A 26,883-nucleotide genomic window follows, 5' to 3' on the forward strand; every position below is an offset into this window, starting at 1 on the left:
CATATATCATTCGATACATAGAGGCAGCCCAGCCATCTCGCTTCATCCTTGAGATCTGCGGCTTTCCGTCCTCACCTCACGATGAGTTTGGCTTTTTCTTCTCGCGCTTGGTTAAATTTCTCTCATTGCCTTATAGGCGCTCACAGAGAGTGGATTGAGTAGATACTCGAGCGGTGTTTGTTGCTCAAGTAAAATCATCACTTCTGCGGGCATGCCCGGATACAATGAGATGTTTTCTAATGCTTCTAGCTCAGACTTATCTAACGATACTCTCGCTAAGTAAGCAGAAGATCCTGTGGCTTGATCGCTAATGCGGTCAGCCGAAATATGGACTAACTTTCCACGAATCGGTGGTGTTTTACGGAAACTGTATGCGGTCAGTCTTACTTGGGTATCCAACCCAATTCGTAAGGCTTCAATGTCTTCTGGCTTGACTAACGCTTCTACAATCAACTCGTCATTTTGCGGAACCAATTCCATTAAGGTTTCACCGGGTGGAACAATGGCATTTTCGGAGACCACATTAAGTCCAACCACCACACCACTTTGAGGTGCTCTTATTTCAACCCGGGTAAGAATATCTTGAGCATTGACCATAGCTTCTCTGGTTTCATTCAGCTTTCGTTCTAAATCTTGTATCTCTTCGCCGAGCGTTTTGGCGTAAGTATAATCCGCGTTGATCAGCTCTAATTTCGCTTCGGCGATGGTGCGCTTGGCGTGTCCGATTCTAGCTTTGAGGTCAGCAACGTTACCTTGTAATTGAGAGCGTTCTCGCTGTAAATCCAATAAGCGAGATTTGGATGTGTTACCGGAAACAAGCAAATCTTGGTGCATTTGTACCTGTTCTTCTAAATACTTCAGGCTTCGATTTCCGGCTAAGAATCGTTGTTGGAAGCCTTGCAGATCAAGTTTTGATTGCTCGACTTTTTGCTGTAACACATCGGATTCACCGGATTTTAACGATTGTCTTTTGCTGAAAAGTTTACTCTGCGTATCAAGTAAGCTTGATACGTTTGGGTCACTCATAAGGGAGAGTAATCTCATATCAAATTGAATTTCTTGATGACTCGCTAACTCTGATTGTAAGCGGTTCAGCCGCGCTAAATCACTTTGCCACTGAGCTCTTAGCCTTAGAAGCGATGCTTGAGCTTGTGTGTGACTTAACGTGATGAGCAGTTCGTCTTTTTGAACATGGTCGCCGTCAGAAACATGGACGATTTCTACAATCCCGCCTTCTAAGTGCTGAATGGGTTTTCGCTTTGATTCTACGATAATCACGCCTGGCGCAATGGCAGCAGAAGAAAGCGGGGCTAGGTATGCCCAAGCAGCAAAGCCACCAAGAGTAGTCACAAGAACTAACCAGATGAACACCTGTATTTTGAATGTAGAAAAGATCAGTTTTCTACCATCGTCGAAGTGAATACCTTTATCGTCATGATGAATACTAGCCATTCGACACCTCCGAGGAAGCGACATTGAAGAGCGACCGGACAACTTTACTCGCTTCGCCTGCTTGCGTTATCTGGCCGTTTTTCAATTCAACAACCCAATCGACATGTCTGAGTAAGCTTGGGTTATGCGTTACCATCACGACAGAAATGGATTTCTCTTTCGCCAATTGTAATAGCGAAACAAGAAACTCTTCGCCTTCTTTGTCGAGATGGGAATCAGGCTCATCAAGCACGAGTAGCTTAGGTGAGAAAACCAATGCTCTTGCGATGGCAAGTTTCTGGGCTTGTCCACCAGATAACTGATGACCAAAGGAACCGATAATCGTTTCATATCCATTCGGTAAGGCGACAACAGCATCATGCACACCGGCTTGAATAGCGGATCTGACGATTTGGCTATCCGTAACGTTGGAATCAAATCGGGCGATATTTTGTTTGACAGTGCCATGTAAAAAGTCGATGTGCTGAGGAACATAACCGACGGTGTGTTTGAACTGATTCAGATTCCACAACTCAACATTGAGTCCATCGATAGAAATGCCACCTTTTGAGGGCGATATGCCGTTAGTGATCATTTTGCAGATGGAAGACTTACCTGACCCGCTAGGGCCTATCAATGCGACTCGATTTCCTGATTCCAGTCTTAGCTTCAAACCATTAAGAGTCGGCTTGTTAAGTTTTTCAGACGCGAACCATGTGACGTTGTCGATGACCAGATCACCTTTAATGGTTTCCAACTCGGTTCGCTCGGTATGTTTAGTATGAGAAGCAAATTCCTTAGCTAAGCGTTTGTTTGCATCCAAACCAGTTTTCCATGCTTGAATACCACTAGAGAGCATCTCAATTGGCTGGAGTGCTCTCGCCATTAGGATTGAACCCGCAATCATTCCACCAGCAGACATGGCATTTTGAATGACTAGACTTGCTCCGACAGCCATGATGATGAGTTGAAGGACCATACGTATGTAACGAGAAAATGCACTCAGTGAACAGGTGGCTTGATCTAAATGGCTTCGAGACCAGCTCTTCTCCGCCAATATTTCTTGGTAGGTCTGACTTAAACCTTGTTGTTGATGTTGGCTAAAGATCGTGGCGTGTTTTTGAAAGCACTCGTCGTTTTTTCTTTGTGTTGCGAGCTGGCTTAAGTAAGTGGTTTTAAAGTGCTTAGATTTAACCCAATGAGAAAGCAATGTTGTCATGAGAATAAAAACAACGGCACCCACACCGACTAATCCTATATATGGATGAATCGCAAACATAATAATAAGAAAAAGGGGAGTGAATGGCAGATCAAACATGACAAAGTAGGCTGGAGAAGAGAGTAGGCTCTTTACCTCACTTATATCGTTGAACAGATGTTTTTCTTTTGATTTCGATGAGAAGGAGGTTTGTTCAAATAGCTGCTGAGACGCGATAAATTCAAATTTGATCGCTTTCTTTTGTGCATACTTGGCTCTAGACGCGTCAAGGAACGCTTGGGCTGTAAGTAGGAACACAGCAATGAAAGCCAAGAATAGAAGCGTATCTAAACTTTGACTTGAGAGGACTCGATCAAACACTTGAAGGCTGAATAAGGGAACGACTAACATCAATACGCTGATCGCTCCGCTGACCACCATCATCGGAAGTAAACTACGCAGATTAATTGGATTTATACCGGCCCAAGGCTTTGCGTCCATACAAAACTCTCTCCATTGGTTGTCCAAATAGTATAGATGGGCAGTGGCGAGAATGTGAACTATCTCAAGCTTTTTGAGTGGATTTGAGCTAAGTAAAAAAAATGCACAAGCTAAACAAAAGCTTGTGCATTTTTGATTTGAAATTTAATTTGGATTTTATTTAAACGTCGACCAAATCGGAGCGTGATCTGACGGTTTTTCAATGCCGCGTAGCTCGTAATCGATGCCAGCTTCAGTACACTTATCGGCAAGCTTTTGAGTCGCTAGGACTACATCAATACGCAGGCCGCGGTTGTCCACGAAACCTTTCGAGCGGTAGTCAAACCACGAGTATTGGTCGTTTACTTCAGGGTGCAGTAAGCGGAAGCTATCCACAAAGCCCCAATCCATCAATGTTTTCAACCATTCGCGCTCTTCTGGTTGGAAAGAACATTTACCAGTTTTTAACCAACGTTTCGCATTAGGTTCACCAATGCCGATGTCTGCGTCGATAGGGCTGATATTAATGTCGCCCATCACAATCACTTGCTCATCTTTGTTGTGATAATCGTTTAAGTAAGTCATTAAGTCTTTATAGAACTGGCGTTTGTACGGGTATTTTGTTTCATGCTTGATGTTATCCCCTTGAGGGAAGTAGCCATTTAGCACGGTAACCTTTTCACCATTTTCATCTTCAAACGTCGCCATGATCATGCGTTTTTGATGGTCTTCATTATCTGTTGGGAAACCCTTCTGCACAGAAATAGGCTCTTGCTTACACAACATTGCCACACCGTAGTGGGCTTTTTGACCGTGGAAGTAAACCTTATAGCCCATTGCTTCAACATCAGCAATTGGGAAGGCTTCATCGTGCACTTTTATCTCTTGCAGACCAATCACGTCGGGTTGGTGTTTGTCGATAATAGCTTGCAGTTGGTGAAGGCGGGCTCTAAGACCGTTGATGTTGAAGCTAATTACTTTCATTTGTTTTTATACCTCTCGTAAACCTTTGTCACTGCTTGTTTTTAAAGGTTTTTGATTTGGTGGATTTCATGGTTCATCGTATTTAACCATGCTTAATAATTTCTGTCGCCACTTTGTAGAGACAAAATGGCGACATTAAATGATGTGAATACTTACAGTTACGTAGAATCTATTGAGTCTTAAGTAAATCCAAAAAGAACGCGTATTCAAGTGCGTCTTCTTTTAATCGTTTAAATCGGCCAGAAGCGCCACCGTGACCGGCTTCCATATCGGTTTTGAACAGCAATACGTTGTTGTCTGTTTTCATTTCACGCAGCTTCGCAACCCATTTCATTGGCTCAAAGTACTGCACCTGTGAGTCATGCAGGCCTGTCGTTACCAACATGTTCGGGTAGTTTTGTACCTTAATGTTGTCGTACGGTGAGTACCCCAGCATGTAATCGTAGTAGGCTTTATCGTTCGGGTTACCCCATTCGTCATACTCATTGGTGGTTAGAGGGATCGATTCATCGAGCATGGTTGTCACAATGTCTACAAACGGAACATGTGCACCAATACCACGGTACAGTTCTGGTGCTTGGTTGATGATTGCTCCCATCAATAGACCGCCAGCAGACCCCCCAACGGCGAACACTTTATCTTTCGCGCCGTAGCCTTCTTCAACAAGCTCTTTGGTTACATCAATAAAGTCGTTGAACGTGTTTTGTTTGGTCAGTTTTTTGCCATCTTCATACCAAGGGCGACCAAGCATTTCTGAACCGCGGACATGTGCGATGGCATAAACAAAACCTCTATCCAGTAGGCTTAGGCGAGTTGAGCTGAAGGTAGGTTCAATCGTAGAGCCGTAAGACCCATAGCCGTATTGGTAGATTGGGTTAGTGCCGTCTTTCTTAAATAAGTCTTTACGATAAACCAAAGAGACAGGAACTTGCTTACCATCGCGAGCCGTAATCATGATTCGCTCTGATTGGTAGTTATCCGCTTCGAAACCACCTAATACGGGTGTTTGCTTCATGAGTTCGGATTCACCTGTACTTAGGTCGAAATCATAGTAAGTACCTGGCGTGGTTAAGCTGCTGTAATAGATACGAACTTTTGCGTTATCTAATTCATAGTTACGCGTTAGGTAAGCGGCAAATGCGGTGTCGTTAAATTCAAGTGGGAACTCGTTGCCTGTTGAGAGTTGGCGAACTTTCACTGTAGACAAGCCATCCGCGCGTTGTTCGTAAACAAGATGGTCATCAAACAACTCGAAATCTACAAGCTGAGTATTATCGTCTGCTGGGATGACATCGACCCATTTTGAGCGATCATGCATCTCTTCGGCGGTGACTTTCATTAAACGGAAGTTGACCGCTTGGTAGTTGGTGTAGATGTAATACCAATCACCTAGCTTAGCGATGCTGTACTCTATGCCGGTCTCTTTTGGGTAGAAAGCCTCAGCTGTAGCCTTTGGGTTGTTGGCATCGATGACTGAAACACCGCTGGTTTCTGTGCTCGAGTGCCAAATGTAGACCTGTTCACCATCTTTGCTTTTGCTCAAAGAGGTGTAGTAAGCGCTATCGGTCTCTTCGTAGATTAACTCATCGCTTGCTTGATCTGTGCCTAATACGTGGCGGTAAACTTGATAACCCAGCAATGTTTGTGGATCTTTTTTGATGTAGTAGAAGGCTTGGTTGTCGTTTTGCCATGCGATTGCACTCGAAGCGCCTTCAATTTCATCTTTTAGGTATTCACCTGTTGTGAGGTCTTTGATCTTGATGGTGTAAATGCGGCGGCTTAGCGTATCTTCGCCATAGGCCAACAAGTTTTCGTCTGGGCTGATCGTTAAGCCACCAATACTGAAGAATTCATGTTCTTTTGCTAGCTCGTTAACATCTAAGATGACTTGCTTGTCTGTGCCTAAAAAGTTTTTTTCACGCAGGTGAACTGGGTATTCGTTGTCACCTGTGACCTTATTCGAGTAGTAGTAACTGCCTTTGCGAACCGGTACCGAATTGTCGTCTTTTGCGATTCGGCCTTTGATCTCTTCAAATAATTGTTTTTGTGCTGCTTCTGTATGTTTCAACACTGTATCTGCGTACTGATTCTCTTGCTCAAGTTGTTGCAAAATCTCTGGATCTTGGCGTGCATCGTCGCGCATCCAGTAGTAATCATCGATTCGGGTGTCACCATGAATCGTCATTGCGTGAGGGACTTTCTTAGCAACGGGTGCTTGGGTTTGCTGAGCGACGAGCTGTGATTGAGAGTAGTGGTTCATGGTTGAGATTCCTTGATTGCTGCATCCGGCGACAAGCGCTATTGATACGACTAATGTGGTTAAAGCGATACGCATCTATATATCCTTAGTGTGCACCTTACTCTTTTTGATGCCAGCATCCTTTGTTGGTTGGGTATCTTCCAGTGATACTATTTATAATTGGATTCTGGATATGCACCTTCATCGTAAGTGTCTGTTATTGTTTTCAAAAAATCAAAGCAATGTTAAATGAAATTACTGATACGTGAGAGTGGAAGGAATAAATGTGCAACAAAAAGGGACACACTTTTCAGTATGTCCCTTTCCTTTGTTTAGCAAGATTCGAGTTTTACGTTAAATAGCCAATGGCATTTCGTTTGAGTGGTCAGGTTTACGATTAACCCAACGTAAACCAAGCATAGCGATGAATGACATAGCAATCATCAGGCAACCGAGTGGCAGTTGGTCTTGAGCTGGGAAGAACGATGCCAATAGTGTTGCGATGCCAGCACCTAGGTTTTGCATACCACCTAAAATCGCACCTCCAGTACCAGCGTGGTACGGGAATGGCGAAAGTGCCCCTGTTGTTGCTGCTGGGAATAATATGCCAGCGCCCAAGAAGTAAATTGTGGCACCGCCAATCAAAGTTAATGCTGTTGTTTGACCAAACAGACCCGGTATCAATACCACTGTTGAGCCTACCAATATCGCAACCAGACCAACATTCAATGCACGGCGCTCAGAGCGACGTTGTGCGATGTAACTAGATAAGCCTGCACCGACTAAGTAACCTGGAATAGGCAAGACAAACAGCAAGCTTACTGTGGTTGCCGGTAAGCCAAGTACGCCACCAAGCAACACACCTGCCGCTGCTTCAAATACGGCTACACCAGCAAAGGTTGCGACTAATACCAATAAGAAACCTTGGAAACGTTTATCAGACAGAACGAACTTGTAGCTGTTGGCAACCGATTCATGCTTGCGTCGTTCTTTCGGCAGTGTTTCCATCATGCTCGTCATCATAGTGATCACAACAGCAATACCAAACAGCGCAAGGAATAAGTAGCTAGAACGCCAGCCGAAAACTTCTGTTAGGTAACCACCCAGTACAGGAGCCATCAATGGTGAGAAAATCACACACATGCTAATCAAGCTGTTTGCACGGTGCAGCTCTGCGCCTTCAAAACAGTCGCGAGTCAATGTACGAGACATCGCACCACCACAACCGATGCCCAAACCTTGGATAAAGCTGCCCGCTAAGAACCATTCATATTCGTGAGCGAACAATGCTACCAAAGTACCGATGATGTAGATGATCAAACCAATCACGATGATCGGTTTACGACCTAGGCGATCTGAAAGTGGGCCGTAAACAAATTGCGACAGACCATAAGGGATCAAGTAACACGCCATCACTGCCTGCAGTGAAGATGCCGAAACTAAGAACTCACCTGCCATATGACCGATAGAAGGCACGTACATCGTTTGAGTCATTTGACCTACGGCAGTCAGAATAGCGATTAAAAAGGTAAGTTTCGCTAATGGAAACGAGGCGGACATTTGCGTATCTCTCCAAAAATTAAGACGTAAAAAGCCTTAGCGCTCCATTAAAGGAGAGCCAAATGAATAAAGTGTTCAGGGAATCTAGGCGCGAGATATTAGATCTTGATTGCGGGCTTAGCAATCAAAAAGTGTGAAGTTGAGCAAGATAAAAATCTATAACTTGGATTACAAAAACTAATCCGAAGTTACTGCATTTTAAAGAGGGAGAGGGTGGAGTGGGCTTCCTTTAAATATCGATGTTCTGGCTATGTCCAAAGCGCTAAAACCTAAGCAACACAGCTAATGATTATATGAGTACATCATTTGAAATCACAGAAAAAAGGAAGAAAACACGCTCTATTAACATTTGTATAAACTTTCGTTTTATATGTAAGCAATTTGTGCTGTAATTATCCGCTAAGCTATTCGTCTAACTCATTTACATTGTGTACAGCAATTCGTTGTCGATGTGATAGTTATGGTTATGGAAGTCTTTTGGCTTAAATAAGGATATTAAATGCGCTCTCTATCGGTACAGTGGAAAATAACCCTCTTAGCAGGTTGTTGTTTAATCATTACGTCACTGTCTCTTATTGGTTTCTCGATCTACAACGCGACGAGCAATCAACAAGTCATCAAATCTCAAAGTTCAGAATCAGTTATCAATAAAACTCAGCAGTTGCTGGCGTCTGTTTCTCAGCTAAACGCTCAAGAAACTCAACGTTATGTAGACGAAGCTATTTACCGCGCAGAGATGCTTGCGGCCAGTGCTCAGTTTCTAAAAAACAATGCAGACGAAAACTTTACACCAAGTGAAGAGCTTCGTACCGCCTTGGATGAAATGGTTCGTCGCTCGGTTTTAAACTTCGACTCTATTCAAGGAGCGTATCTAGTTTTCAAGCCTGACTTGCTCGATAGTGAAGATGCGAATTATGTCGATGCTGATTATGTTGGTTCTAACGAAAAAGGTCGTTTTGCTCCTTACTGGAAGGTGGCAGATAACGGTGAAAATGTTCTAGCGAACGTTCTTTCAGAATCTATCTTGAATGATGACAGCAATAGCGAACGTTTTTACTGTCCTTTGTCTTCAGGGCAAACGTGTATTAGTACGCCGAGAGTCCTGAACAGCGGTGGTGTAGCACTACTTACGTCCTCTATTTCAGTCCCTATTTTGGTTGACGACGTTGCTATTGGTTTTCTTGGTATTGATCTAAGACTTGATGGTTTAACCAGTGTGATTACTCAATCTGACCAGAGCTTGTTTAACGGTGCGGGTAAAGCTTACGTGGTTAGTCTAGATGGTTCGGTCATCGCTTCTGATGATTCAAGCATTGCAGTCGGTTCAACTTTCCAAAGTGGCAATACAAACAGTGATTTAATGACCGACTTTATCTTTGGTGGTGAAGTGACAACGCAATGGAGCGAGAACGGTGAGTGGTTACTTGCCTTTGCACCTGTTGTTGCAGCTAACCAAACTTGGGGGGTGTTGTTTGAGATCCCAAGAGACAGTGTCGTCGCTGACGCAAATAAATTGGATTCCATCATTAGCACTAAGCTAAGTGAAGGCATCAAAACAGAAGTGATCGCCGGTACAGTGTTTATTATCTTTGGCTTAGCCATTATCGCATTTGCTTCCCTTTCAATTGTGAAGCCTATTCGACAAGTGGTTGAGCGACTTAATGATATTGCTTCTGGTGAAGGTGATTTGACCCAACGTTTGGAAGTGAAATCTCAAGACGAAATTGGTCAGCTATCCAAAGGGTTCAACTTATTCTTAGACAAGCTACAACACACGATCAAAGAAGTGATTCACACCACTGAGCAAGTGGCGAGCACGACAAGCCAGGCTAAAGCATCGGCATCAAGCACTCGAGAAAGCAGTGAATCTCAATTTAAAGAAGTGGATCTTGTGGCGACAGCGGCAGAAGAGATGACTCAAACTGCGGGCTTAGTGGTACAAAACGCAGAAGTGGCCGTTGATGCTGCTTGTGAAGCGAATCGTTCTGCTCAACAAGGGCAACAAGTCATCGAACTTTCAGCCGGTGAAATGAGAAAGCTGGTTGAGCGTATGTCGAGTGCTGTTCCTATTGTTGAAGAATTGGCAAAAAATAACGGAAACATCACCGAGATCTTAAGTGTGATTGAAGGGATCTCTGAGCAAACTAACTTACTGGCATTGAACGCGGCGATTGAAGCGGCTCGTGCTGGCGAACAAGGTCGAGGTTTTGCTGTTGTTGCGGATGAGGTAAGAAACCTCGCAAGTCGCACCCAGTCATCGGTTGGTGAGATCAGAGCGGTGATCGACAAGGTTCATGCTGGAACTCAAGATGTCGTTGAAGCAATACAAGAAGGCAATATCCTAGCTAACGATACAGCACTACACGTTCAGAAAGCAGTTGAAGATCTGGGGTCGATCTTTACTTCTATTGAGGCGATCAGTGATATGAACAGTCAGATCGTTCGAGCAGCCGAAGAGCAACAATCGGTTTCCGGTGAAGTAAATCAAAGCGTGGTTAATATTCGCGATTTGAGTGCGAAGATCTTGGAGCAAGCCGCGGCTTCTGAGCAAGTCGGCAATGAAATTGACCAACTGTCTCAACAACAACAGAAGTTGGTCAATCAGTTCAAGGTATAAGCATTAAGCCTTAACCAGTTCTTGAATAGAAAAAGGGACAAATGAAGATTTCATTTGTCCCTTTTTTAATTGTTTATTTAGAGGCTATGCAATAACCAGCGGTTGACGCTGCTTACTCTTCGATAAACCAGTAGCCTTTGTTGACCAATTCAGTCACGACAGTTATGCCCGAAGGAGATAGGGCAGTAGCCGAGGTAATCATGGTCTCATCGCAAAGTATGTTGAGTAACGAAGAATCCGCTTCATCCACCTTAACCACTTCGCCATTGATGTAAGCAGTGTTGCTTTCATTTTCGTGGTAGAGCGCCTTTAAGCCTGATACTCGGTGAATCTCACCTTCAGACTCTAAGTGTTGAGCGATCTCTTCTTGAGTCCATAGTGGCTCTGGAGCAACGATATCAAGCTGGTGGCGTGATTGGCTTAGCAGACAACCCATGAATTCACTGATGGTTTCAGGTTGCTCTAGTGCAGATTTCAACATGCCTGTGAGATTACTTAAATCCGATGAACGAATTTTTCCGTAGCCTTCTTGCATTTTGAATTCTGGATCGTGCAGGTGTACGTCACCCATATCATGAGCAAGCACAAAATCGGCAAAGTTGCTGATCAGTTCTTGTTCTTTAGGCGAGCGGTAGCCAATAGAGTAGCTCATTGACGGCTCTAACGTGCTCCCTTCATGTGGGAAACCTGGTGGGATATAAAGGATATCGCCCGGCTCTAAAGTTTCATCAATGATTGGGTCAAAACCTTCAATTTGACGAAGTGCAGACGCTTGAACAGTCTCTTTGTATTGGCCAACATCTTTAGCGCCAACCTTCCATTGACGTTTGCCTTGACCTTGAATGATGAAGACATCGTATTGATCAATATGTGGGCCTACGCCGCCTTCAGGTGCTGAGTAGCAGATCATGAGATCGTCGAATAACCAGTTTGGTAACGCTTGGAACGCCTCAGTCAGCTGATTTGCGCCTTGGTGCCAGTGGTTCGCTGCTTGAACGATCAGTTGCCAATGAGTTTCGGTTAATTCGCCAAACTTTTCTTCAGAGAATGGGCCGTGTTCTGCAGTCCACTGATTGTCGAGGTTAGAGACAAAGCGAGAATCCACTTCTTCTTCCATCGATAAACCAGCAAGTTCTTCCGGCGAAATTGGGTCGACGAAGTTTTGGAAGCCACCCTTTAAGATGGTTGGTTTTTTATGCCAGTAGTTTTCAAGAAACTCGGGCATAGAAAAGCTGAGTTGGTACATGTGAATCCTGTATATTTTTATGCTAGATGCTAGATGCTAGATGCTAGATGCTAGATGCTAGTTTGGCTTGTAAATCTTGCTGGACAATTTTGATTGCTTCTAACGCGACTTTTGGATCGATTTCGTTGCTTTCGAGCAGATAGATCAGGTCGACAGCTAACTTAACTTCTTCTGGTGCGTTATCCAGTGGTGATGGTGTGTTATCAGTGTTCATTTCGCTTAGGGTTCTCTAAGTTAATCAGTCTCTCAATATTTTTCATTGAGTCTTCACAGCGTTCTAATCGCTCTTTTGCTAACTGCCAAGCCTCTTCCGCTTTTTTCTTACTGTGGCGAGGCGCAGAATCAAACGTTAACTTTCGTACTCGTACTAAATCGACCAATCGCTTTTGCCAGTCTTGGTGCTGGGCGAGTTCGTTGTATAGGTCGTTCAGGGTTTTCCCTGACTTGCTTTTTCGGTCCAAGCGTAAATCGTGGTTGGCTAACTCTCTTTGGATTGCTGCAATCTGATTGGTCAGCTTTTCTGTCAGGTAGTTGGCTCTGGACGCGGTCAGTTGATTTGAGGTTTGTTCACGTACAATGGTGCGGTACGTTGCCTGAGTTTCAAGTGCATAGGGAAGCAAAACAGAGGCGCCGCATTTAAATAAGGCTCGGTCAAACAAGGCTTGATGATAAGCCCCTCGAGATTTGTCAACCTGCGAGCAATGGCCAATCAAGGTATCAATAACACTTTTTAGCTTTGAAAATTGATTCATTTCACTTCCCGTTGGCTACTGCCTATAAGTTCACAAACCAAGCTTCGTATGCCAGTTTAATTGCAAGTACGCTTACAACTGTAACAAACACAGGTCTTATAAATGTTGCACCGAACCGAATAGCAGAGTGAGCGCCAACAAATGCACCGGCCATCAAACAAAGGCCCATGGTTAAACCTAGAACCCAATCAATATGACCAAGAATCGCGAAGGTCACCAAAGAGGTAAAGTTACTGGTAAAGTTCATGGCTTTGGATAGACCAGAGGCAAGTAAGATGTTTAAGCGATAAAGCGCCATAGAGCTTACCGTCCAAAACGCGCCAGTTCCTGGGCCAGCAACCCCATCATAAAAGCCAAGAATGAATCCTTGGTACTTTTGTTTTCTCTTAAGCACAGGGCATGGCTTAGGAGACACATTATGGCTCACATCTGGAGTCTTATGAAAAATGGTATAGACCGCTGCGGCAAGAATGACTAACGGCAATACCTTCTCTAACCACTCGGTGCTAATGGCATCAACAGTGAGTGTGCCGATGGTCGCACCTATTAAAGTAGATATGAATGCATTGACCCAACACTCAGGCTTGAACAGCTTTTTACGGTAGTAAGTGAATGCAGCTGTAGATGAAGCGAAGGTTGCTGCAAGCTTGTTAGTACCCAATGCGATGTGTGGCGGTAAACCAAGTGACAGTAAAGCTGGAACGGTTAACATCCCTCCGCCACCTGCGACAGCATCAATAAAGCCTGCTGCAAATGCAACCAGAGCAAGTATGACCAACATGGTTGGCTCAATCATTTCCATAAATAGCTAGTGTTCTCGTTATCGGCTGATAGGGCAGCCACATGAAAAATCTATGGATTAGTCATGTTGGGTTGTGAATGCAAGGGCCTAGCGATGAAGGCCCATAACTACCTCAAGGGCAGGGGATATTAGTATTTTATTGTTCTTTTAAAAGGCGGTAGTGAATCGAGTAGGGACTTTCCGTATCGCTTCGTTACTATGCGTCTATCAAGGATCGTGACTTTACCAGAATCTCTTTCCTTACGCAGTAGTCTACCCACAGATTGAATAAGCTTTTTACTCGCATCTGGAACAGTAATCTGCATAAAAGGGTTACCACCGCGTGATTCAATATATTCTGAATGTGCTTGCTCTACGGGAGAGGTAGGAACACCAAAAGGAATCTTGGTAATAACGAGGTTTTCAAGAAGCTCACCCGGTAGATCAAGACCTTCAGAAAAGCTGCCAGTTCCAAAAAGAACGCTGGTTTTACCTTGGTCTATTAGCTTTTTATGTTTTTTTAGGATTTCAGTTCGTGAAGTATCACCTTGAACCTGCAATGCCCACGATTTTTTAACGAAATCTGTTGCTAAAGCCTCTGCAACTTTGTTCATTTGCCAGTAAGAAGAGAATAGAACGAGATTGGCTTTTTTGTCTTCTATTACCTTAGGCAAAATTTCAATAAGATATTCGGTAAACTGAGGTGCTTGTGGTTCGTACTTCATTGCTGGAACGATAAGCTCAGCCTGATTCTGGTAATCAAACGGTGATGCCAAAGCCAAAAACTGTACGCCATCTTCTGCTTTTTGGCTGATACCTGCTTGATGACAGAAAAAGCTGAAAGAGTTGAGCGCCCTCATGGTCGCAGATACTAATACGGCACCCACACAGCGGCTCCAGATTTGTTGATCCAGTTGCCAACCTACCTCTAGTGGCGAAACATTCACAACGAAATCGCCTTCGCTTTCTTTATTCAGTTCGAGCCAACGAGCCAAAGGAGCACCTTTTTCTCTCTTCGGTTCAGCCATTAAGCGCCAAACTTGAGCAAGGTTTTCTGTTCTTTGTATATAGAAGCCAATTTCTGCCAACGCAGGCTCTGCAAGTTTTGCTGAAAGCTCGCCGTCTTTAACTCGTTCTGCAATTAGGTCTGCAATCTTCGCAACGGCTTGGCTCGCCTTTTGCGTGAGCTGCTTGAGATCTTTAGATTCATTCTCAAGCCACTCTGGTAAGTCGCCATGTTCGAAGCGATACAAGCCGTCTTCAAAGTGGTTAGCGTCAAACTGTTTACTCATTTGAGTCAGGGTAGGGATCAGCTGTTGCACTGAGTCTTGCAGTTCATTTCGAAACCGGTGGACACGTTTCTCGTCAGCGAGGCCTGAAAGCTTAGTGATGGATTGGTTTAAACGCTCTAACCATGAAGCGGCACCCTTTAGACTTGCCGCCGCAGAAGAGTGATCTCTGGCTACATGCGGTAAATGGTGAGCTTCATCGAATATATAGATGCTATTTTCTGGCTCAGGCAGTATCACACCGCCGCCTAAGTCAGCATCTGCCATCACTAAACTGTGATTGGCGATAATCACGTCTGCTTTATCTAGCTCTGAGCGCGCTTTTTGGAAAGGGCAGTCTCTATGAGTAGGCATACTGTTATTACAGCTGTGCTTATCACTAACAATCATCTGCCAAATCATGTTGTCGATGGGTTTTGGCCACGAATCGCGGTCACCATCCCATTTACCTTGGGTTAGGCTTCGATACATGGTTTGAAGTTGCTCGATATCTTTCTTCTTTGGCTTAGATTCGAACATGGCTATTTGTCCGCCATCAACCCCGCAGGCAGCGGCTAGCTTTTCGGAGCAACAATAACGCTGTCTACCCTTCGCTAATATGAAAGAAAACTCTCGATCAGTCAGTCTTCTATATAGAGGGAGATCTTTATTGACGAGCTGTTCTTGTAGCGCAACCGTCGCCGTCGATATGACTATTTTTCGATTATTGAGCACAGCGACAGGAATAGTAGCCATTAAATAAGCCAGTGATTTCCCGATCCCTGTCCCGGCTTCTGCAACGATCATGCGATTACGTTTGTGGTATTGACCACAAAGTGTCTTCGCTATTTCTGCAACAAGGTAATTTTGAGCACGTCTAGGTACAAAGTTGTCCAACTGATCTTGGAGGTTTTGATAACTGGTGCGAATAGATTTTTGAATTTTAGTAGTTAGCATACTGTGACCTACGTAACGGAGCGAGGATAGTAGCACATATCACTAGTCGGTACATTTACGGTGAAATAGCTTGCTTTTGAATCAAAGGTAGATCTTGTTCACAAAAAAAAACTGAACCATCAGGAACTTAACTATTTTATTTATGTTGCGAAATATAAATATTAAAAAAGACTGGCTTGTAGGTGTTAAGTTCTGAAAATTGACGTTTGCATGAGTTAATTGTGGTGTTAAATGCTGTTTTGTTCTTTTTTTGGATTATTATATTTCCTGATAAAACTAAGGATAAGCTGCTCGTAAAACAATGAAAAAAAATGTAAGCGATTGATTTTGAAAGTTTTGTGTTTTTTTTAGGTTTGTTTTTAGTTTATTTGACACGCAGGATAATCTTTTGCAATCTAGACCTCGAAATTTAGTGACGGTGATTAACCAACAAAGAGTGGTAATGACCAGTCATAAAAATAAAAGGGAACCGGGCAAGGATCTCCCATTCTTAGAAAAGGCAGTGGATTTATTATGAAAAAGACTCTATTAGCACTTGCAGTTGTTGCAGCAGCAGGCTCAGTAAACGCAGCGGAAATTTATAAATCAGAAGACGGCGCAGTAGACTTTTACGGTCAACTACGTACAGAGCTTAAGTTCCTAGACGGGCAAGATGCCAAATTAGGTTCAGGTTCTTCGCGTGCTGGTGTTGACGCTCAATATAATGTATCTGATGATCTTAAAGTTCTTGGTAAAGTAGAATTTGCATTGAAAGACAGTGGCGACATGTATGTACGTAACCACATTTTTGGCTTTAGCAGCGATCAAGCGGGAACAATCAAATTTGGTAAGCAATGGACTACATCAGATGATGTATACGGCGCTGATTACTCATACTTCTTTGGTGGTTCTGCACTGCTTTACTCTGCTTTGAACGGTGCTCTTCATGACTCACAAGTAAAGTACTCTTACGATTCTGACAACTTCTGGGTAAAAGCAGGATACGGATTAGCAGAAGATGATTCTAATCAAGAGCTAGCTGAACTTTACGTTGGTTTTTCTGTTGGTGACGTAAATATCCACGTTGGTGGTGGTCAAACAACTGATGATGTAGCTGGTTCTGGTTTTACAGGCCTTGAAAACACATACTACGAAGGTACTGTTGAGTACTCTAAAGATGTTCTAACAGTTGGTGCAACTGTTGCGGCATCTTCTGTTGAATCTGCTATTGATAAAGCAGACCAAACAGGTTTCTCAGTAGCTGCTACGTATGGCGTTGCTGATAAAACAACAGTATATGGTGGTTATGAGTTCGTGTCTCAAGATCACGATTTATTAGAAGATAGCAACGTTGTTTACGTTGGTGCTGAATACAAGTACGCTAGCTGGGCACGTGTCTATGCTGAGTATGGTTATGCAGACGGTAGTACTCTAGGTTTCAACGCTCAAGGTAGTGATATGGTTGTAGCGCCTCAGACTGTTGAGGGCGAAAACAATTTCGGTATCGGTGCTCGTGTTTACTGGTAATTTGATATATTGTTAGAAAAAGCCCAACATAGAGTTGGGCTTTTTTTTGCCTATTTTTTATAAGGATGGATACAATAATGCAAAGTTTCAAATATTCTTTTTTGGGGCTGTTAGTTGCTTCTACAGTAGTTGATGCCGAAGTAATATTGGATGTCCCTGAAAATGTAAATTTACTTTCAGTAAACATGAGTGTTCCTGACTTTGAACAAGGGTTGTTTTCTGCAGATAAGACAGTGCTTTTACCTGACGGTGAAAACCAAATCGTTTTTCAATATGAACCAGTATTTGATGAAAGAGATAATCAAAGGAAAGTCTACAGTTCTGTTATTATCGCTAAATTTGAGGCAAAAAACGAAGAACTTACCTTATCTATGCCTGAGTTTAAAAACTTGCGTTCTGCTCAAGAAAACATTGGAAACTTGAATTGGGAAATTAAAAACAAGCAAGGACAAGCCTTAATCAAAAATGAAGACATTTTAGCTAGTGACGGAGTTCAACTAAATAGAAGTTATTCTGAAGAAGCTACAGAATATAATAAAGTTGGTGGTGCTGCTGCTGTAACCATGAGTTATTTAGTTGTAGAAAACCAAGTTCGTCCTGCAGTTAAGGTTAATGCTACAAGTTTAGAAGAAAACACGCTAGTAAACGCTGAAGGTTTAACGGCTAACACATCAGCTCAGGTTGTAGATAAATCGGAGTCTTTGAAACAACTTAAAGCTTTGTATCTGAGCACTTCAAAAGAAGACCGTAAAGTATTCCGTAAATGGATGATTGACCAAGAGTAATCAATCTTCACGTACAAAAAAGCGAGACGTAAATCTCGCTTTAATATATTGCTATGAGTTAAATCTCTTTCCACTCACCAGGCTGCAGCTGCCCCACATTCATATTACCCATTGAGTAACGGATAAGACGCAGGGTAGGGAAGCCGATATTGGCTGTCATTCGTCTTACCTGACGGTTACGTCCTTCAATGATTGTAATAGCCAACCATGTTGTCGGTATCGCGGCTCTGAAGCGTACTGGAGGGGTTCTATCCCACACAACAGGTTCAGACATCACCTCAACCTGAGCGGGCAGTGTCATGCCGTCTTTTAGTTCGACACCTTTTCTCAATTTATCTAAATCTTCCTCAGAAGGTGCGCCTTCAACCTGTACCCAGTAAGTCTTTGGGGATTTTGAGTTTGGTTGAGTTAGCTTAGCTTGAAAAATACCATCGTTGGTCAAGACCATTAACCCTTCGCTGTCGCGGTCAAGGCGACCTGCAGCATAAACGTCTTTCACTGGAATAAAGTCCGCTAGCGTTTTTCTCCCTTCGCCATCTGTAAATTGGCTTAGAGTATCGAAAGGCTTGTTGAACAGAATTACTTTGCGATCTTCGAGCGCAACCTTAGGTTTTGCATTGGTAGGCTTGCCTTTATATCGGTGCTTGCTTGAGTGAGATTTGTTGTGCGAATTGCCAGTGTTATTCTTATCACTGCTTCGGCTTTGTCTATTACCGCTTTGTTTTAATGTTGCACCAGAACGAGCCGGTTTGTCTGAACGAGATGCGCTGCGTGAGCGAGTAGACATGTTAACTACCTTGCAAAAATGTAAACGAAGTGTGCTGAAAAGTTTTCACTGAAACGGAATTGAGCTATCATTTGCGCGCCTAAAAGACACAAAATAGAACAAGTTGATGGACTCTTAAGCCTGATTTGTTTAATTATACCTTCGTGTTTTATTATAACAACGCACTCACGGATTTGGTTCATGCTGTCATCAAGATTGTATGAAAAATAAGATAGAGTAAGACTATCGAGTAAGCAGTTTTCACTCTTAGAGTGGCTTACTGGTCAATTTATAACACGCTCACTACTTTAAATGAGCTTGTAAGAACTATAGGGAAATTTCATGCCTACTGAAAAACCAACGATCATCTATACCATTACAGACGAAGCTCCGGCGCTAGCAACATACTCTCTGCTGCCTATCATTCAATCTTTTACAGCTTCTTCTGGTATTAACGTTGATACTCGCGACATTTCACTTGCAGGGCGTATTATTGCCAACTTCCCTGACTATTTGAACGAAGAGCAACGTATTGGTGATGCATTAGCAGAACTAGGTGAATTGGCTAAGACACCAGAAGCAAACATTATCAAGCTTCCAAACATCTCTGCATCTGTACCTCAGCTTCAAGCAACAATCAAAGAGCTACAGTCAAAAGGTTACGCACTTCCTAATTACCCAGAAGAAGCAAACACTGACGAAGAGAAAGCAGTAAAAGCGACTTACGACAAAATCAAAGGCAGTGCAGTAAATCCAGTATTGCGTGAAGGTAACTCGGATCGCCGCGCTCCACTTTCTGTTAAAAACTACGCGAAGAAGAACCCACACTCAATGGGTGCTTGGTCTGCAGATTCTAAGTCGCACGTTTCAAGTATGGACGACAAAGACTTCTTCGGTAGCGAAAAGTCAGTAACCATTGAAGGTGCTACAGAAGTTAGCATTGAATTCGTTGGCAAAGATGGTGCGAAGAAAACATTGAAGCCAGCTTTTGCACTGCAAGATAAAGAGATCATTGATGCGTCAGTGATGAATAAGGCCGCTTTGGTTGCATTCTTCGAAAAAGAAATCGCATCGGCTAAAGAGCAAGGTGTACTGCTTTCTCTTCACTTGAAAGCGACGATGATGAAAGTATCTGACCCAGTGATCTTTGGTCACGCGGTTAAGGTTTACTACAAAGACGTATTTGCTAAACACGGTCAGCTGTTTGAAGAGCTAGGCGTTGATGTAAATAACGGCATCGGTGATGTCTACGCGAAGATTGATGCGCTTCCTCAAGAGCAGAAAGAAGCAATCGAAGCTGACCTGCAAGCGGTATACGAGACTCAGCCACCACTAGCGATGGTTGATTCGGACCGTGGCATTACTAACCTACACGTACCAAGCGATATCATTGTGGATGCATCTATGCCTGCAATGCTGCGTTCTTCTGGTCAAATGTGGGATCCAGAAGGTAAGCAAAAAGATACCAAAGCAATGATCCCAGATCGTAGCTACGCGAGCATTTACCAAGCGGTTATTGATTTCTGTAAAGAGAACGGCGCGTTCGATCCAACAACGATGGGTAGCGTACCAAACGTTGGCTTGATGGCTCAAAAAGCGGAAGAGTACGGTTCTCATGATAAGACTTTCATCCTTGAAGCTGCTGGTCAGGTTCAAGTTGTTGACGCTTCAGGCGCTGTGCTTCTTGAGCAAGACGTAGAGGAAGGCGATATCTTCCGTATGTGTCAGGTTAAAGATGCACCAATCCAAGACTGGGTTAAGCTTGCGGTAACGCGTGCTCGTGCATCGGGTGTTCCAGCGGTATTTTGGCTAGATGCGTCACGCGCACATGATGCTCAGCTTATCAAGAAAGTTGAAGCATACCTTCCTGAATACGATACCGATGGTCTTGAAATTAAGATCCTTGCTCCACTTGAAGCGACTCAATACTCACTGGTTCGTATCAAAGAAGGCCTAGATACTATTTCGGTTACTGGTAACGTATTACGTGATTACCTAACTGACTTGTTCCCGATTTTAGAGCTTGGTACATCAGCTAAGATGCTATCGATTGTTCCACTAATGAACGGTGGTGGTCTGTTTGAAACAGGTGCTGGCGGCTCTGCTCCTAAACATGTTCAACAAGTAGAGAAAGAAAACCACCTGCGTTGGGATTCTCTAGGTGAATTCTTGGCACTAGCGGCATCTCTAGAGCACCTGAGCGTAGTAACAGGTAACGCTAAAGCACAAGTTCTAGCTGATGCGCTTGATAAAGCGACGGGTGAGTTCCTTGATAACAACAAGTCTCCTTCACGTCGAGTAGGTGAGCTTGATAACCGTGGTAGCCACTACTATCTAGCGGCATACTGGGCTAAGGCGCTTGCTGAGCAAACGGCTGACGCTGATCTTGCTGCTGAGTTTGCAGGTGTGGCAAGTCAACTGGCTGAAAGTGAAGAAGCGATCGTTGCAGAGCTGAACAACGCTCAAGGTGTGGCTGGCGACTTAGGTGGTTACTACCTACTTGACGATGCATTGGTTTCAACACTAATGCGCCCAAGCTCAACGCTAAACGCGTTTATTGATGCATAGTGATTGGACTCATCGTTAGTCACTCATGAGCGTGATTTGCTAACGAGTTGCTTAGGCTGATAGCTAAGTTATAGATAAAGTCAAAACGAAAGACGCTTTAACGATAATGTTAAAGCGTCTTTTTTCTGTCTAATACTTCTTAAGACCTAGCTTAAGGGGAGTAGCTCTTCGAGCTCATTGTCCAGTGAGCAACTTTAGAGCCCCCAAAACGAAAAAAACCGCTCACGTAATCCTGTGTTACAGGTATTAAATGAGCGGTTTCAATATTCTGTTTACCTGTCAGCCGTTAATGACGACTGATGGAGGTTAACATGAGTTTGCATTCGCCTATTTTGCGGCGCTGCCTTCTACAGGAACAACGGAGCTAGCATGCGAGCCTTTAGGTCCACTTTCTACTTCATAGTCGACCTGCTGACCAGCCTTTAAGGTTCGATAACCTTCCATTTGTATTGTGGAGTAGTGCGCGAAAATATCGCCGTCTTCGCCTTCTGGACAAATAAAGCCAAACCCTTTGGCATTGTTAAACCATTTTACTGTACCTGTAGCCATGCTATACATCCCTCATGCATTTTGTTACTAACGTTGTTATATCAATTGTTGTAAGTGCGATTGATATCATTCCTACCAGCTAAAGAATTTCAGCTAATAGCTTGAATCTCGTACATTGCTTACGGAAATTAACGCTACCCTGCGTAATTATTCCTTATTGTTAATTTTTGAAGCGTGTTACTGATTTTAATTCATGTTGCAAAAGTGTATTAAAAAACCTTTTAGCTCCAATGTAGCTAATGATTGAGCACAGTCAATAGTAAATTGGTATAAAATTGATCAATTTTAATAACAAATCACATTCGAGATTAACCGTAAACTATTAACCAAATAGTAACTTAGCGGTAATATTATCGTTAGTATCAATAGTTATGGCGTCTTTTTAATCAATCACATATGTTAATCTTGTTAATCGAGATCTTTTATTTGCAGCGATGGAAATGGTGGATTAGGCTCAGTATAGAGGAATATTTTTTGGTACTGTTTCTAGGTGCAGTTTCTTAGTACACGGTAAAGCGTGAATGTGGTAAATTTGAGTTAGGTAAACACTCACGACTTCCGAAAAATAACCCTTAGCAAAGCGATATGAGCAGAAACTTTGAATGGGCATCTCCAGGCTCAGATTTACTGGAGAAAGAAGCAACAAAAGTAAAGCCACCGGCGATGTATAACGTTGTGTTGAATAACGATGACTACACGCCCATGGACTTTGTAATCGAGATCCTAGAGCGATTCTTCTCACTAGATATCGAAAAAGCAACGGAAGTGATGCTCAAGGTTCATTATGAAGGTAAAGCTATATGCGGCACATACAGCGCTGAAATAGCGGAAACAAAGGTAGCGCAGGTCACGATGTACTCAAAGGAAAATGAGCATCCGCTACTATGTACAATGGAGCAAGTATAAATTGCTCGAACAACACTGTTGTTCCCTTAGGAGGTACTTATGCTAAATAAAGAATTAGAGACGAGTTTAAATGGCGCATTTGCTCGTGCGCGAGACAAGCGACATGAATTCATGACTGTCGAACACCTCCTACTAGCATTATTAGAAAATGATGCGGCCAAGGAAGCGCTCCAAGCTTGTCAGGCTGATCTCGATGCTCTTCGCAATGAGCTCGATATTTTTATCGATCAAACGACCCCACTTATCCCCGAAAGCGACGAAACTCGCGAAACTCAGCCTACGTTGAGCTTCCAACGAGTACTTCAACGCGCTGTTTTTCATGTTCAATCTTCAGGTCGCAGCGAAGTAACAGGTGCTAACGTACTTGTGGCTATTTTTAGTGAGCAAGAATCTCACGCGGCATATCTTCTTAAGAAAAACGACATTAGTCGCTTAGATATTGTTAACTTCATCTCACACGGTATTACCAAAGCGAGCAACGAAGGCGACAGTCCTTCATCATCCGATTCATTTGGTGGTGCAGAAAATGCTGAAGAAGCTAACTCTGAAGACCGTTTAGAAAATTTTGCTACTAACCTTAACGAAGTCGCAAAGCAGGGCAATATTGACCCACTAATCGGTCGTGACAAAGAACTAGAACGCACTATCCAAGTTCTGTGTCGTCGTCGTAAGAACAACCCTCTGTTAGTGGGTGAAGCGGGGGTAGGTAAAACTGCCATCGCGGAAGGTCTTGCATGGCGCATCGTTGAAGGACAAGTGCCTGAAATCATTCAGAGCAGCGTAATTTATTCTCTAGATATCGGTTCACTGTTAGCCGGAACCAAATATCGTGGTGACTTTGAGAAACGTTTTAAAGCGATTCTTAAGCAACTGGAGAAAGAAGAAGACGCGATTCTGTTCATCGATGAGATCCACACCATTATCGGTGCCGGGGCTGCATCGGGTGGTCAGGTTGATGCGGCAAACTTAATTAAACCACTACTAAGCAGTGGCAAATTACGTTGCATCGGTTCAACAACGTACCAAGAGTACAGCAGTATTTTTGAGAAGGAGCGTGCTTTAGCTCGTCGCTTCCAGAAAATAGATATTATTGAACCATCGCTAGACGATACGACCAAGATCCTGATTGGCTTGAAGCCAAAATACGAAGCTCACCACGAAGTGCGCTACACCAACAAAGCGTTGCGTGCCGCTGTGGAACTGTCAGCTAAATACATTAATGAACGCCACCTTCCTGATAAGGCCATTGACGTAATCGATGAAGCGGGCGCTCGTAGTCGTTTGGCACCTGCAAGCCGTCGTAAGAAAACGGTAAGCGTGGCTGATATTGAGTCAATGGTTGCGAAAATGGCGCGTATTCCTGAAAAGTCAGTATCGTCTTCAGACAAAGATACACTCCAGAAACTGGATGAGCGCATGAAAATGTTGGTATTCGGACAAGACCCTGCAATCGATGTATTGAGTGAAGCGATTAAGCTGACCCGTGCTGGATTGGGTGCAGACAATAAACCTGTTGGTTCATTCTTGTTTGCTGGTCCTACTGGTGTCGGTAAAACAGAGGTGACTGTTCAGCTGTCTAAGTTGATGGGTATTGAGCTTCTGCGCTTTGATATGTCTGAGTACGGTGAGCGACACTCAGTGAGCCGCTTGATTGGTGCGCCTCCTGGTTATGTTGGTTACGACCAAGGTGGTTTGCTAACGGATGCCGTAATCAAGAACCCGCACTCTGTTGTGTTACTGGATGAAATCGAGAAAGCTCACCCAGATATCTTTAACTTGCTACTGCAGGTAATGGATAACGGCACGCTAACTGACAACAATGGTCGCAAAGCGGACTTCCGCAATGTGATTCTAGTGATGACGACCAACGCAGGTGTGGCTGAAACCGAGAAGAAATCGATCGGCCTGATCCAACAAGATCATGCGCCAGATGCGATGGGCGAAATCAAGAAGGTATTTACTCCTGAGTTCCGTAACCGTCTTGATAATATCATTTGGTTCAACAGCCTTGACCCAAGTGTGATTAGCCAAGTAGTTGATAAGTTCATTGTCGAGCTTCAGGTTCAACTGGACGCTCGTGGCGTGTCTTTAGAGGTTTCTGAGGATGCTCGTCACTGGTTAGCTGATAAAGGCTATGACAAGACCATGGGTGCTCGTCCAATGGGACGTGTTATTCAAGAGAAGCTTAAGAAACCACTTGCTAACGAGTTACTGTTCGGTAGCTTGGTTGATGGCGGTACGGTTAAAGTATCCCTGAAAAAAGATGAATTGGATTTCATCTATGTTGGTGCTAAAGAAGAGGTCATGCACTAACGAAGTGATTGATAAATCAAAGGCTTAAATATAAAACGCATGACTTAGGTTGTGCGTTTTTTTATGCTTGCGAGATGCGAGATGCGAGATGCGAGATGCGAGATGCGAGATGCGAGATGCGAGATGCGAGATGCGAGATGCGAGATTGATGTGCTTGTGTAGTAAAAAGCTCAGGCAATAAAAAACGGAGCCTTAAGCTCCGCTTCTTATTGTATTCGCTAATTAAAAATTAACGAGCACGGAAGACGATGCGGCCTTTAGAAAGGTCGTATGGAGTCATCTCAACAGTTACTTTATCACCAGTAAGAATACGGATGTAGTTCTTACGCATTTTACCAGAGATGTGTGCTGTCACTACGTGACCGTTTTCAAGCTCAACACGGAACATTGTGTTTGGTAGAGTATCAAGGACAGTGCCTTGCATCTCGATTACGTCTTCTTTAGCCATCTAATCCTCTTTCGAAATTTGGCGGTTTTCAACGGCTTGATTGTGCCGTTAAAATCAAAATATGTAAAGTTGTCGCGTATTCTACCCTTGCCACCGCTGATTTACTAGCCTTTGATGACGTTGAAATCGTACTTTATAGTTCATCGCAGGGCATTCATCGATTTGATAACCCAAATATAACCATTGTTTTTGTTCTTTCTGGGCATGTTGGATCTGAAATAGAACGCCAAGTGTTCCCATCGAAATGTCTATATCAGGAGCGAAGAAGGTATAAAACGCGCTCGTACAGTGAGCCATGATGTCGGTTACGGCGATACCAACCAACTTGTTCTCATCATAGATGTGCATGAACTTTGTAGTAAGCCACTCATTTTTAGAGAATTGTAGAAACTCTTCTTTCTTGGGTGGGTACATGGTTCCCGAACGGTGACGAGCGGTGATATAGCGACTGTATAAGTCAAACCAGTTGTCATCCATCTCATCTTTCAGTTCCCAACGTAGTGATTTTCCTTTGTTAAGGATCCGTCGTTGGCTTTTGGAAAGCTTAACCTCAGGAATTGAAAGCCGAATCGCTTGGCATGCTGAGCAATTATCGCAATGTGGCTTATAAATGGTTGAACCACTGCGGCGAAATCCATTCGCAAGCAGAACTTCATAGTTATCTGAGGTGTGCATGTGTTCGTCAAGCGTGACCGCCACTCTCTCTTCGAAGTGAGGTAAGTAGCTGCAAGCGTGATTGTCTGTTAATCCAATTCTGATTTGTTGTAAATCTGGATTCATTAAGGCATTTCCTTTAGCCATTGGGTTTTAAAGCATGCATCGTCAACGGAGAACTCTTTGAGTAATTGCAGAGAGCCTAGGAATTCATCCCTATCAACCTCGATAGCGCCCAAGGATTCCAAGTGAGGGTTCATGACTTGGCAATCAATCAGTTGTCCGCCGAATCGGGTAAAGTGTTTACAAAAGTACCACAGCGCAATTTTAGAGGCATTGGTCTTTAGGCTGAACATCGATTCACCGCAAAAGACTTGGCCTCTTTGTAAGCCGTAAAGTCCACCGATCAGTTCATCATCTTGCCAAACCTCAACCGAGTGGCAGAAACCTAATGAAGCGAGTTTGCGGTAGGCTGACTGCATGTCGCTGTTTAGCCAGGTTTCTTCTTCGGGTCTTAGTGAAGAGCAATAACCAATTACTCTGTCCGTCGCTTGGTTGATGCTGACTCGGTAATTGTGCTTTCTTTGAAACTTTTTAAGACTTTTTGACGGTTCGAATGTCTTAGGATTAAATACCGCTCGCGGTGCAGGGCTCCACCAAAGTATAGGCTCACCTGGGCCATACCATGGAAATATACCTTGGCTATAAGCGTTTAAAATTCGCATTGGTGATAAATCACCACCGAAGGCGAGCAGACCGTTGGGGTCATCAAGCGCGTCGAAAGGCGAAGGAAACTCTATACTAGTAGTATCAAGTTCGGTTAGGTATATAGTCATAAGTACCGCATTACAGATTAATCACTGACCAAGAGGTCT

The 26,883-nt window shown here is 43.5% G+C and carries 21 protein-coding genes and 1 riboswitch; of the genes, 6 read left to right on the forward strand and 15 right to left on the reverse strand.

Annotated features, from left to right (window positions below):
* Positions 1 to 19: 19 nt before the first annotated feature.
* A riboswitch (cyclic di-GMP riboswitch) is annotated at positions 20 to 102 on the reverse strand.
* A 9-nt stretch (positions 103 to 111) separates the two neighbouring features.
* The 5 genes from AB4249_RS05760 to emrD form a co-directional block, all read right to left on the reverse strand.
* Positions 112 to 1,452 carry an HlyD family type I secretion periplasmic adaptor subunit gene (locus tag AB4249_RS05760; protein WP_017070029.1) on the reverse strand — a complete coding sequence of 447 codons (1,341 nt, stop codon included), beginning with the start codon at positions 1,450 to 1,452 and terminating at the stop codon, positions 112 to 114.
* Positions 1,445 to 3,130, reverse strand: a complete 1,686-nt coding sequence (locus AB4249_RS05765; protein ID WP_017062120.1) for a type I secretion system permease/ATPase — start codon at positions 3,128 to 3,130, stop codon at positions 1,445 to 1,447. Before AB4249_RS05765 ends, AB4249_RS05760 begins: the two co-directional genes overlap by 8 nt.
* Positions 3,131 to 3,286: 156 nt before the next feature.
* Entirely contained in the window at positions 3,287 to 4,093 is an 807-nt protein-coding gene (gene xthA, locus AB4249_RS05770; protein WP_010437369.1) for an exodeoxyribonuclease III, read from the reverse strand.
* A gap of 169 nt (positions 4,094 to 4,262) precedes the next feature.
* Positions 4,263 to 6,353, reverse strand: a complete 2,091-nt coding sequence (locus tag AB4249_RS05775) for a S9 family peptidase (protein ID WP_372102561.1) — start codon at positions 6,351 to 6,353, stop codon at positions 4,263 to 4,265.
* A gap of 333 nt (positions 6,354 to 6,686) precedes the next feature.
* Positions 6,687 to 7,892 carry a multidrug efflux MFS transporter EmrD gene (emrD, locus tag AB4249_RS05780; protein ID WP_017065927.1) on the reverse strand — a complete coding sequence of 402 codons (1,206 nt, stop codon included), beginning with the start codon at positions 7,890 to 7,892 and terminating at the stop codon, positions 6,687 to 6,689.
* 499 nt (positions 7,893 to 8,391) lie between these two features.
* Here emrD and AB4249_RS05785 point away from each other — a divergent pair, with 499 nt between their 5' ends.
* Positions 8,392 to 10,509: a methyl-accepting chemotaxis protein gene (locus AB4249_RS05785; RefSeq protein WP_102332496.1), complete on the forward strand. Its 2,118-nt coding sequence runs from the start codon at positions 8,392 to 8,394 to the stop codon at positions 10,507 to 10,509.
* A gap of 112 nt (positions 10,510 to 10,621) precedes the next feature.
* On the opposite strand, the gene AB4249_RS05790 is transcribed toward AB4249_RS05785, so the two are convergent.
* From AB4249_RS05790 to dinG, 5 genes are all read right to left on the reverse strand, one after another.
* A complete protein-coding gene (locus tag AB4249_RS05790; protein ID WP_102332495.1) occupies positions 10,622 to 11,755 on the reverse strand; it encodes a cupin domain-containing protein in 1,134 nt (377 codons plus the stop codon).
* 43 nt (positions 11,756 to 11,798) lie between these two features.
* Positions 11,799 to 11,969 carry a pleiotropic regulatory protein RsmS gene (rsmS, locus tag AB4249_RS05795; protein WP_017055021.1) on the reverse strand — a complete coding sequence of 57 codons (171 nt, stop codon included), beginning with the start codon at positions 11,967 to 11,969 and terminating at the stop codon, positions 11,799 to 11,801.
* Positions 11,959 to 12,507, reverse strand: coding sequence for a primosomal replication protein (locus tag AB4249_RS05800; RefSeq protein ID WP_017062115.1), 549 nt, complete (start codon positions 12,505 to 12,507; stop codon positions 11,959 to 11,961). Before AB4249_RS05800 ends, rsmS begins: the two co-directional genes overlap by 11 nt.
* A gap of 22 nt (positions 12,508 to 12,529) precedes the next feature.
* Complete coding sequence (locus AB4249_RS05805) at positions 12,530 to 13,309, reverse strand: TSUP family transporter (protein WP_017062114.1); 780 nt, start codon at positions 13,307 to 13,309, stop codon at positions 12,530 to 12,532.
* 128 nt (positions 13,310 to 13,437) lie between these two features.
* Positions 13,438 to 15,513, reverse strand: coding sequence for an ATP-dependent DNA helicase DinG (gene dinG / locus AB4249_RS05810; protein ID WP_372102502.1), 2,076 nt, complete (start codon positions 15,511 to 15,513; stop codon positions 13,438 to 13,440).
* Positions 15,514 to 16,026: 513 nt separating this feature from the next.
* Between dinG and AB4249_RS05815 the strand changes: the two genes are divergently transcribed.
* Complete coding sequence (locus tag AB4249_RS05815; protein WP_372102504.1) at positions 16,027 to 17,019, forward strand: porin; 993 nt, start codon at positions 16,027 to 16,029, stop codon at positions 17,017 to 17,019.
* A 77-nt stretch (positions 17,020 to 17,096) separates the two neighbouring features.
* Positions 17,097 to 17,804, forward strand: a complete 708-nt coding sequence (locus AB4249_RS05820; protein WP_017062111.1) for a DUF2057 family protein — start codon at positions 17,097 to 17,099, stop codon at positions 17,802 to 17,804.
* Positions 17,805 to 17,862: 58 nt separating this feature from the next.
* Here the strand turns inward: AB4249_RS05820 and AB4249_RS05825 are convergent, their stop codons facing one another.
* Positions 17,863 to 18,591, reverse strand: coding sequence for a pseudouridine synthase (locus AB4249_RS05825; protein ID WP_017062110.1), 729 nt, complete (start codon positions 18,589 to 18,591; stop codon positions 17,863 to 17,865).
* 321 nt (positions 18,592 to 18,912) lie between these two features.
* On the opposite strand from AB4249_RS05825, the gene AB4249_RS05830 reads away from it, so the two are divergent.
* A complete protein-coding gene (locus AB4249_RS05830) occupies positions 18,913 to 21,138 on the forward strand; it encodes an NADP-dependent isocitrate dehydrogenase (RefSeq protein ID WP_017067848.1) in 2,226 nt (741 codons plus the stop codon).
* Positions 21,139 to 21,465: 327 nt separating this feature from the next.
* Here AB4249_RS05830 and cspD read toward each other — a convergent pair whose 3' ends face one another.
* Positions 21,466 to 21,687, reverse strand: a complete 222-nt coding sequence (cspD, locus tag AB4249_RS05835; protein WP_004736548.1) for a cold shock domain-containing protein CspD — start codon at positions 21,685 to 21,687, stop codon at positions 21,466 to 21,468.
* 585 nt (positions 21,688 to 22,272) lie between these two features.
* Here cspD and clpS point away from each other — a divergent pair.
* Together clpS and clpA are read left to right on the forward strand one after the other, a co-directional pair.
* Entirely contained in the window at positions 22,273 to 22,593 is a 321-nt protein-coding gene (clpS, locus tag AB4249_RS05840; protein ID WP_004737430.1) for an ATP-dependent Clp protease adapter ClpS, read from the forward strand.
* Positions 22,594 to 22,632: 39 nt separating this feature from the next.
* Complete coding sequence (gene clpA, locus AB4249_RS05845) at positions 22,633 to 24,906, forward strand: ATP-dependent Clp protease ATP-binding subunit ClpA (RefSeq protein ID WP_017062108.1); 2,274 nt, start codon at positions 22,633 to 22,635, stop codon at positions 24,904 to 24,906.
* A gap of 229 nt (positions 24,907 to 25,135) precedes the next feature.
* Here clpA and infA read toward each other — a convergent pair whose 3' ends face one another.
* The 3 genes from infA to aat form a co-directional block, all read right to left on the reverse strand.
* Positions 25,136 to 25,354 (reverse strand): translation initiation factor IF-1, encoded by a 219-nt coding sequence (infA, locus tag AB4249_RS05850; protein ID WP_001040192.1) that lies wholly within the window; start codon positions 25,352 to 25,354, stop codon positions 25,136 to 25,138.
* Between the two features lie 81 nt (positions 25,355 to 25,435).
* Positions 25,436 to 26,134, reverse strand: coding sequence for an arginyltransferase (locus tag AB4249_RS05855; protein ID WP_017062107.1), 699 nt, complete (start codon positions 26,132 to 26,134; stop codon positions 25,436 to 25,438).
* The gene (gene aat / locus AB4249_RS05860; protein ID WP_017063504.1) at positions 26,134 to 26,844 is read right to left on the reverse strand and encodes a leucyl/phenylalanyl-tRNA--protein transferase; all 711 of its coding nucleotides are present in this window, start codon (positions 26,842 to 26,844) and stop codon (positions 26,134 to 26,136) included. The genes AB4249_RS05855 and aat overlap by 1 nt, the downstream gene beginning before the upstream one ends.
* Positions 26,845 to 26,883 lie beyond the last annotated feature (39 nt).

Origin of the sequence: Vibrio sp. 10N.261.55.F4 (assembly GCF_041470465.1) — a bacterium.
Lineage (GTDB): Bacteria > Pseudomonadota > Gammaproteobacteria > Enterobacterales > Vibrionaceae > Vibrio > Vibrio crassostreae_C.

What these genes read in the sequence shown, in the direction of transcription:
- AB4249_RS05760 (WP_017070029.1), bottom strand. Translation starts at nt 1,452, where the DNA reads ATGGCTAGTATTCATCATGACGATAAAGGTATTCACTTCGACGATGGT.
- AB4249_RS05765 (WP_017062120.1), bottom strand. Translation starts at nt 3,130, where the DNA reads ATGGACGCAAAGCCTTGGGCCGGTATAAATCCAATTAATCTGCGTAGT.
- xthA (WP_010437369.1), bottom strand. Translation starts at nt 4,093, where the DNA reads ATGAAAGTAATTAGCTTCAACATCAACGGTCTTAGAGCCCGCCTTCAC.
- AB4249_RS05775 (WP_372102561.1), bottom strand. Translation starts at nt 6,353, where the DNA reads ATGAACCACTACTCTCAATCACAGCTCGTCGCTCAGCAAACCCAAGCA.
- emrD (WP_017065927.1), bottom strand. Translation starts at nt 7,892, where the DNA reads ATGTCCGCCTCGTTTCCATTAGCGAAACTTACCTTTTTAATCGCTATT.
- AB4249_RS05785 (WP_102332496.1), top strand. Translation starts at nt 8,392, where the DNA reads ATGCGCTCTCTATCGGTACAGTGGAAAATAACCCTCTTAGCAGGTTGT.
- AB4249_RS05790 (WP_102332495.1), bottom strand. Translation starts at nt 11,755, where the DNA reads ATGTACCAACTCAGCTTTTCTATGCCCGAGTTTCTTGAAAACTACTGG.
- rsmS (WP_017055021.1), bottom strand. Translation starts at nt 11,969, where the DNA reads ATGAACACTGATAACACACCATCACCACTGGATAACGCACCAGAAGAA.
- AB4249_RS05800 (WP_017062115.1), bottom strand. Translation starts at nt 12,507, where the DNA reads ATGAATCAATTTTCAAAGCTAAAAAGTGTTATTGATACCTTGATTGGC.
- AB4249_RS05805 (WP_017062114.1), bottom strand. Translation starts at nt 13,309, where the DNA reads ATGGAAATGATTGAGCCAACCATGTTGGTCATACTTGCTCTGGTTGCA.
- dinG (WP_372102502.1), bottom strand. Translation starts at nt 15,513, where the DNA reads ATGCTAACTACTAAAATTCAAAAATCTATTCGCACCAGTTATCAAAAC.
- AB4249_RS05815 (WP_372102504.1), top strand. Translation starts at nt 16,027, where the DNA reads ATGAAAAAGACTCTATTAGCACTTGCAGTTGTTGCAGCAGCAGGCTCA.
- AB4249_RS05820 (WP_017062111.1), top strand. Translation starts at nt 17,097, where the DNA reads ATGCAAAGTTTCAAATATTCTTTTTTGGGGCTGTTAGTTGCTTCTACA.
- AB4249_RS05825 (WP_017062110.1), bottom strand. Translation starts at nt 18,591, where the DNA reads ATGTCTACTCGCTCACGCAGCGCATCTCGTTCAGACAAACCGGCTCGT.
- AB4249_RS05830 (WP_017067848.1), top strand. Translation starts at nt 18,913, where the DNA reads ATGCCTACTGAAAAACCAACGATCATCTATACCATTACAGACGAAGCT.
- cspD (WP_004736548.1), bottom strand. Translation starts at nt 21,687, where the DNA reads ATGGCTACAGGTACAGTAAAATGGTTTAACAATGCCAAAGGGTTTGGC.
- clpS (WP_004737430.1), top strand. Translation starts at nt 22,273, where the DNA reads ATGAGCAGAAACTTTGAATGGGCATCTCCAGGCTCAGATTTACTGGAG.
- clpA (WP_017062108.1), top strand. Translation starts at nt 22,633, where the DNA reads ATGCTAAATAAAGAATTAGAGACGAGTTTAAATGGCGCATTTGCTCGT.
- infA (WP_001040192.1), bottom strand. Translation starts at nt 25,354, where the DNA reads ATGGCTAAAGAAGACGTAATCGAGATGCAAGGCACTGTCCTTGATACT.
- AB4249_RS05855 (WP_017062107.1), bottom strand. Translation starts at nt 26,134, where the DNA reads ATGAATCCAGATTTACAACAAATCAGAATTGGATTAACAGACAATCAC.
- aat (WP_017063504.1), bottom strand. Translation starts at nt 26,844, where the DNA reads ATGACTATATACCTAACCGAACTTGATACTACTAGTATAGAGTTTCCT.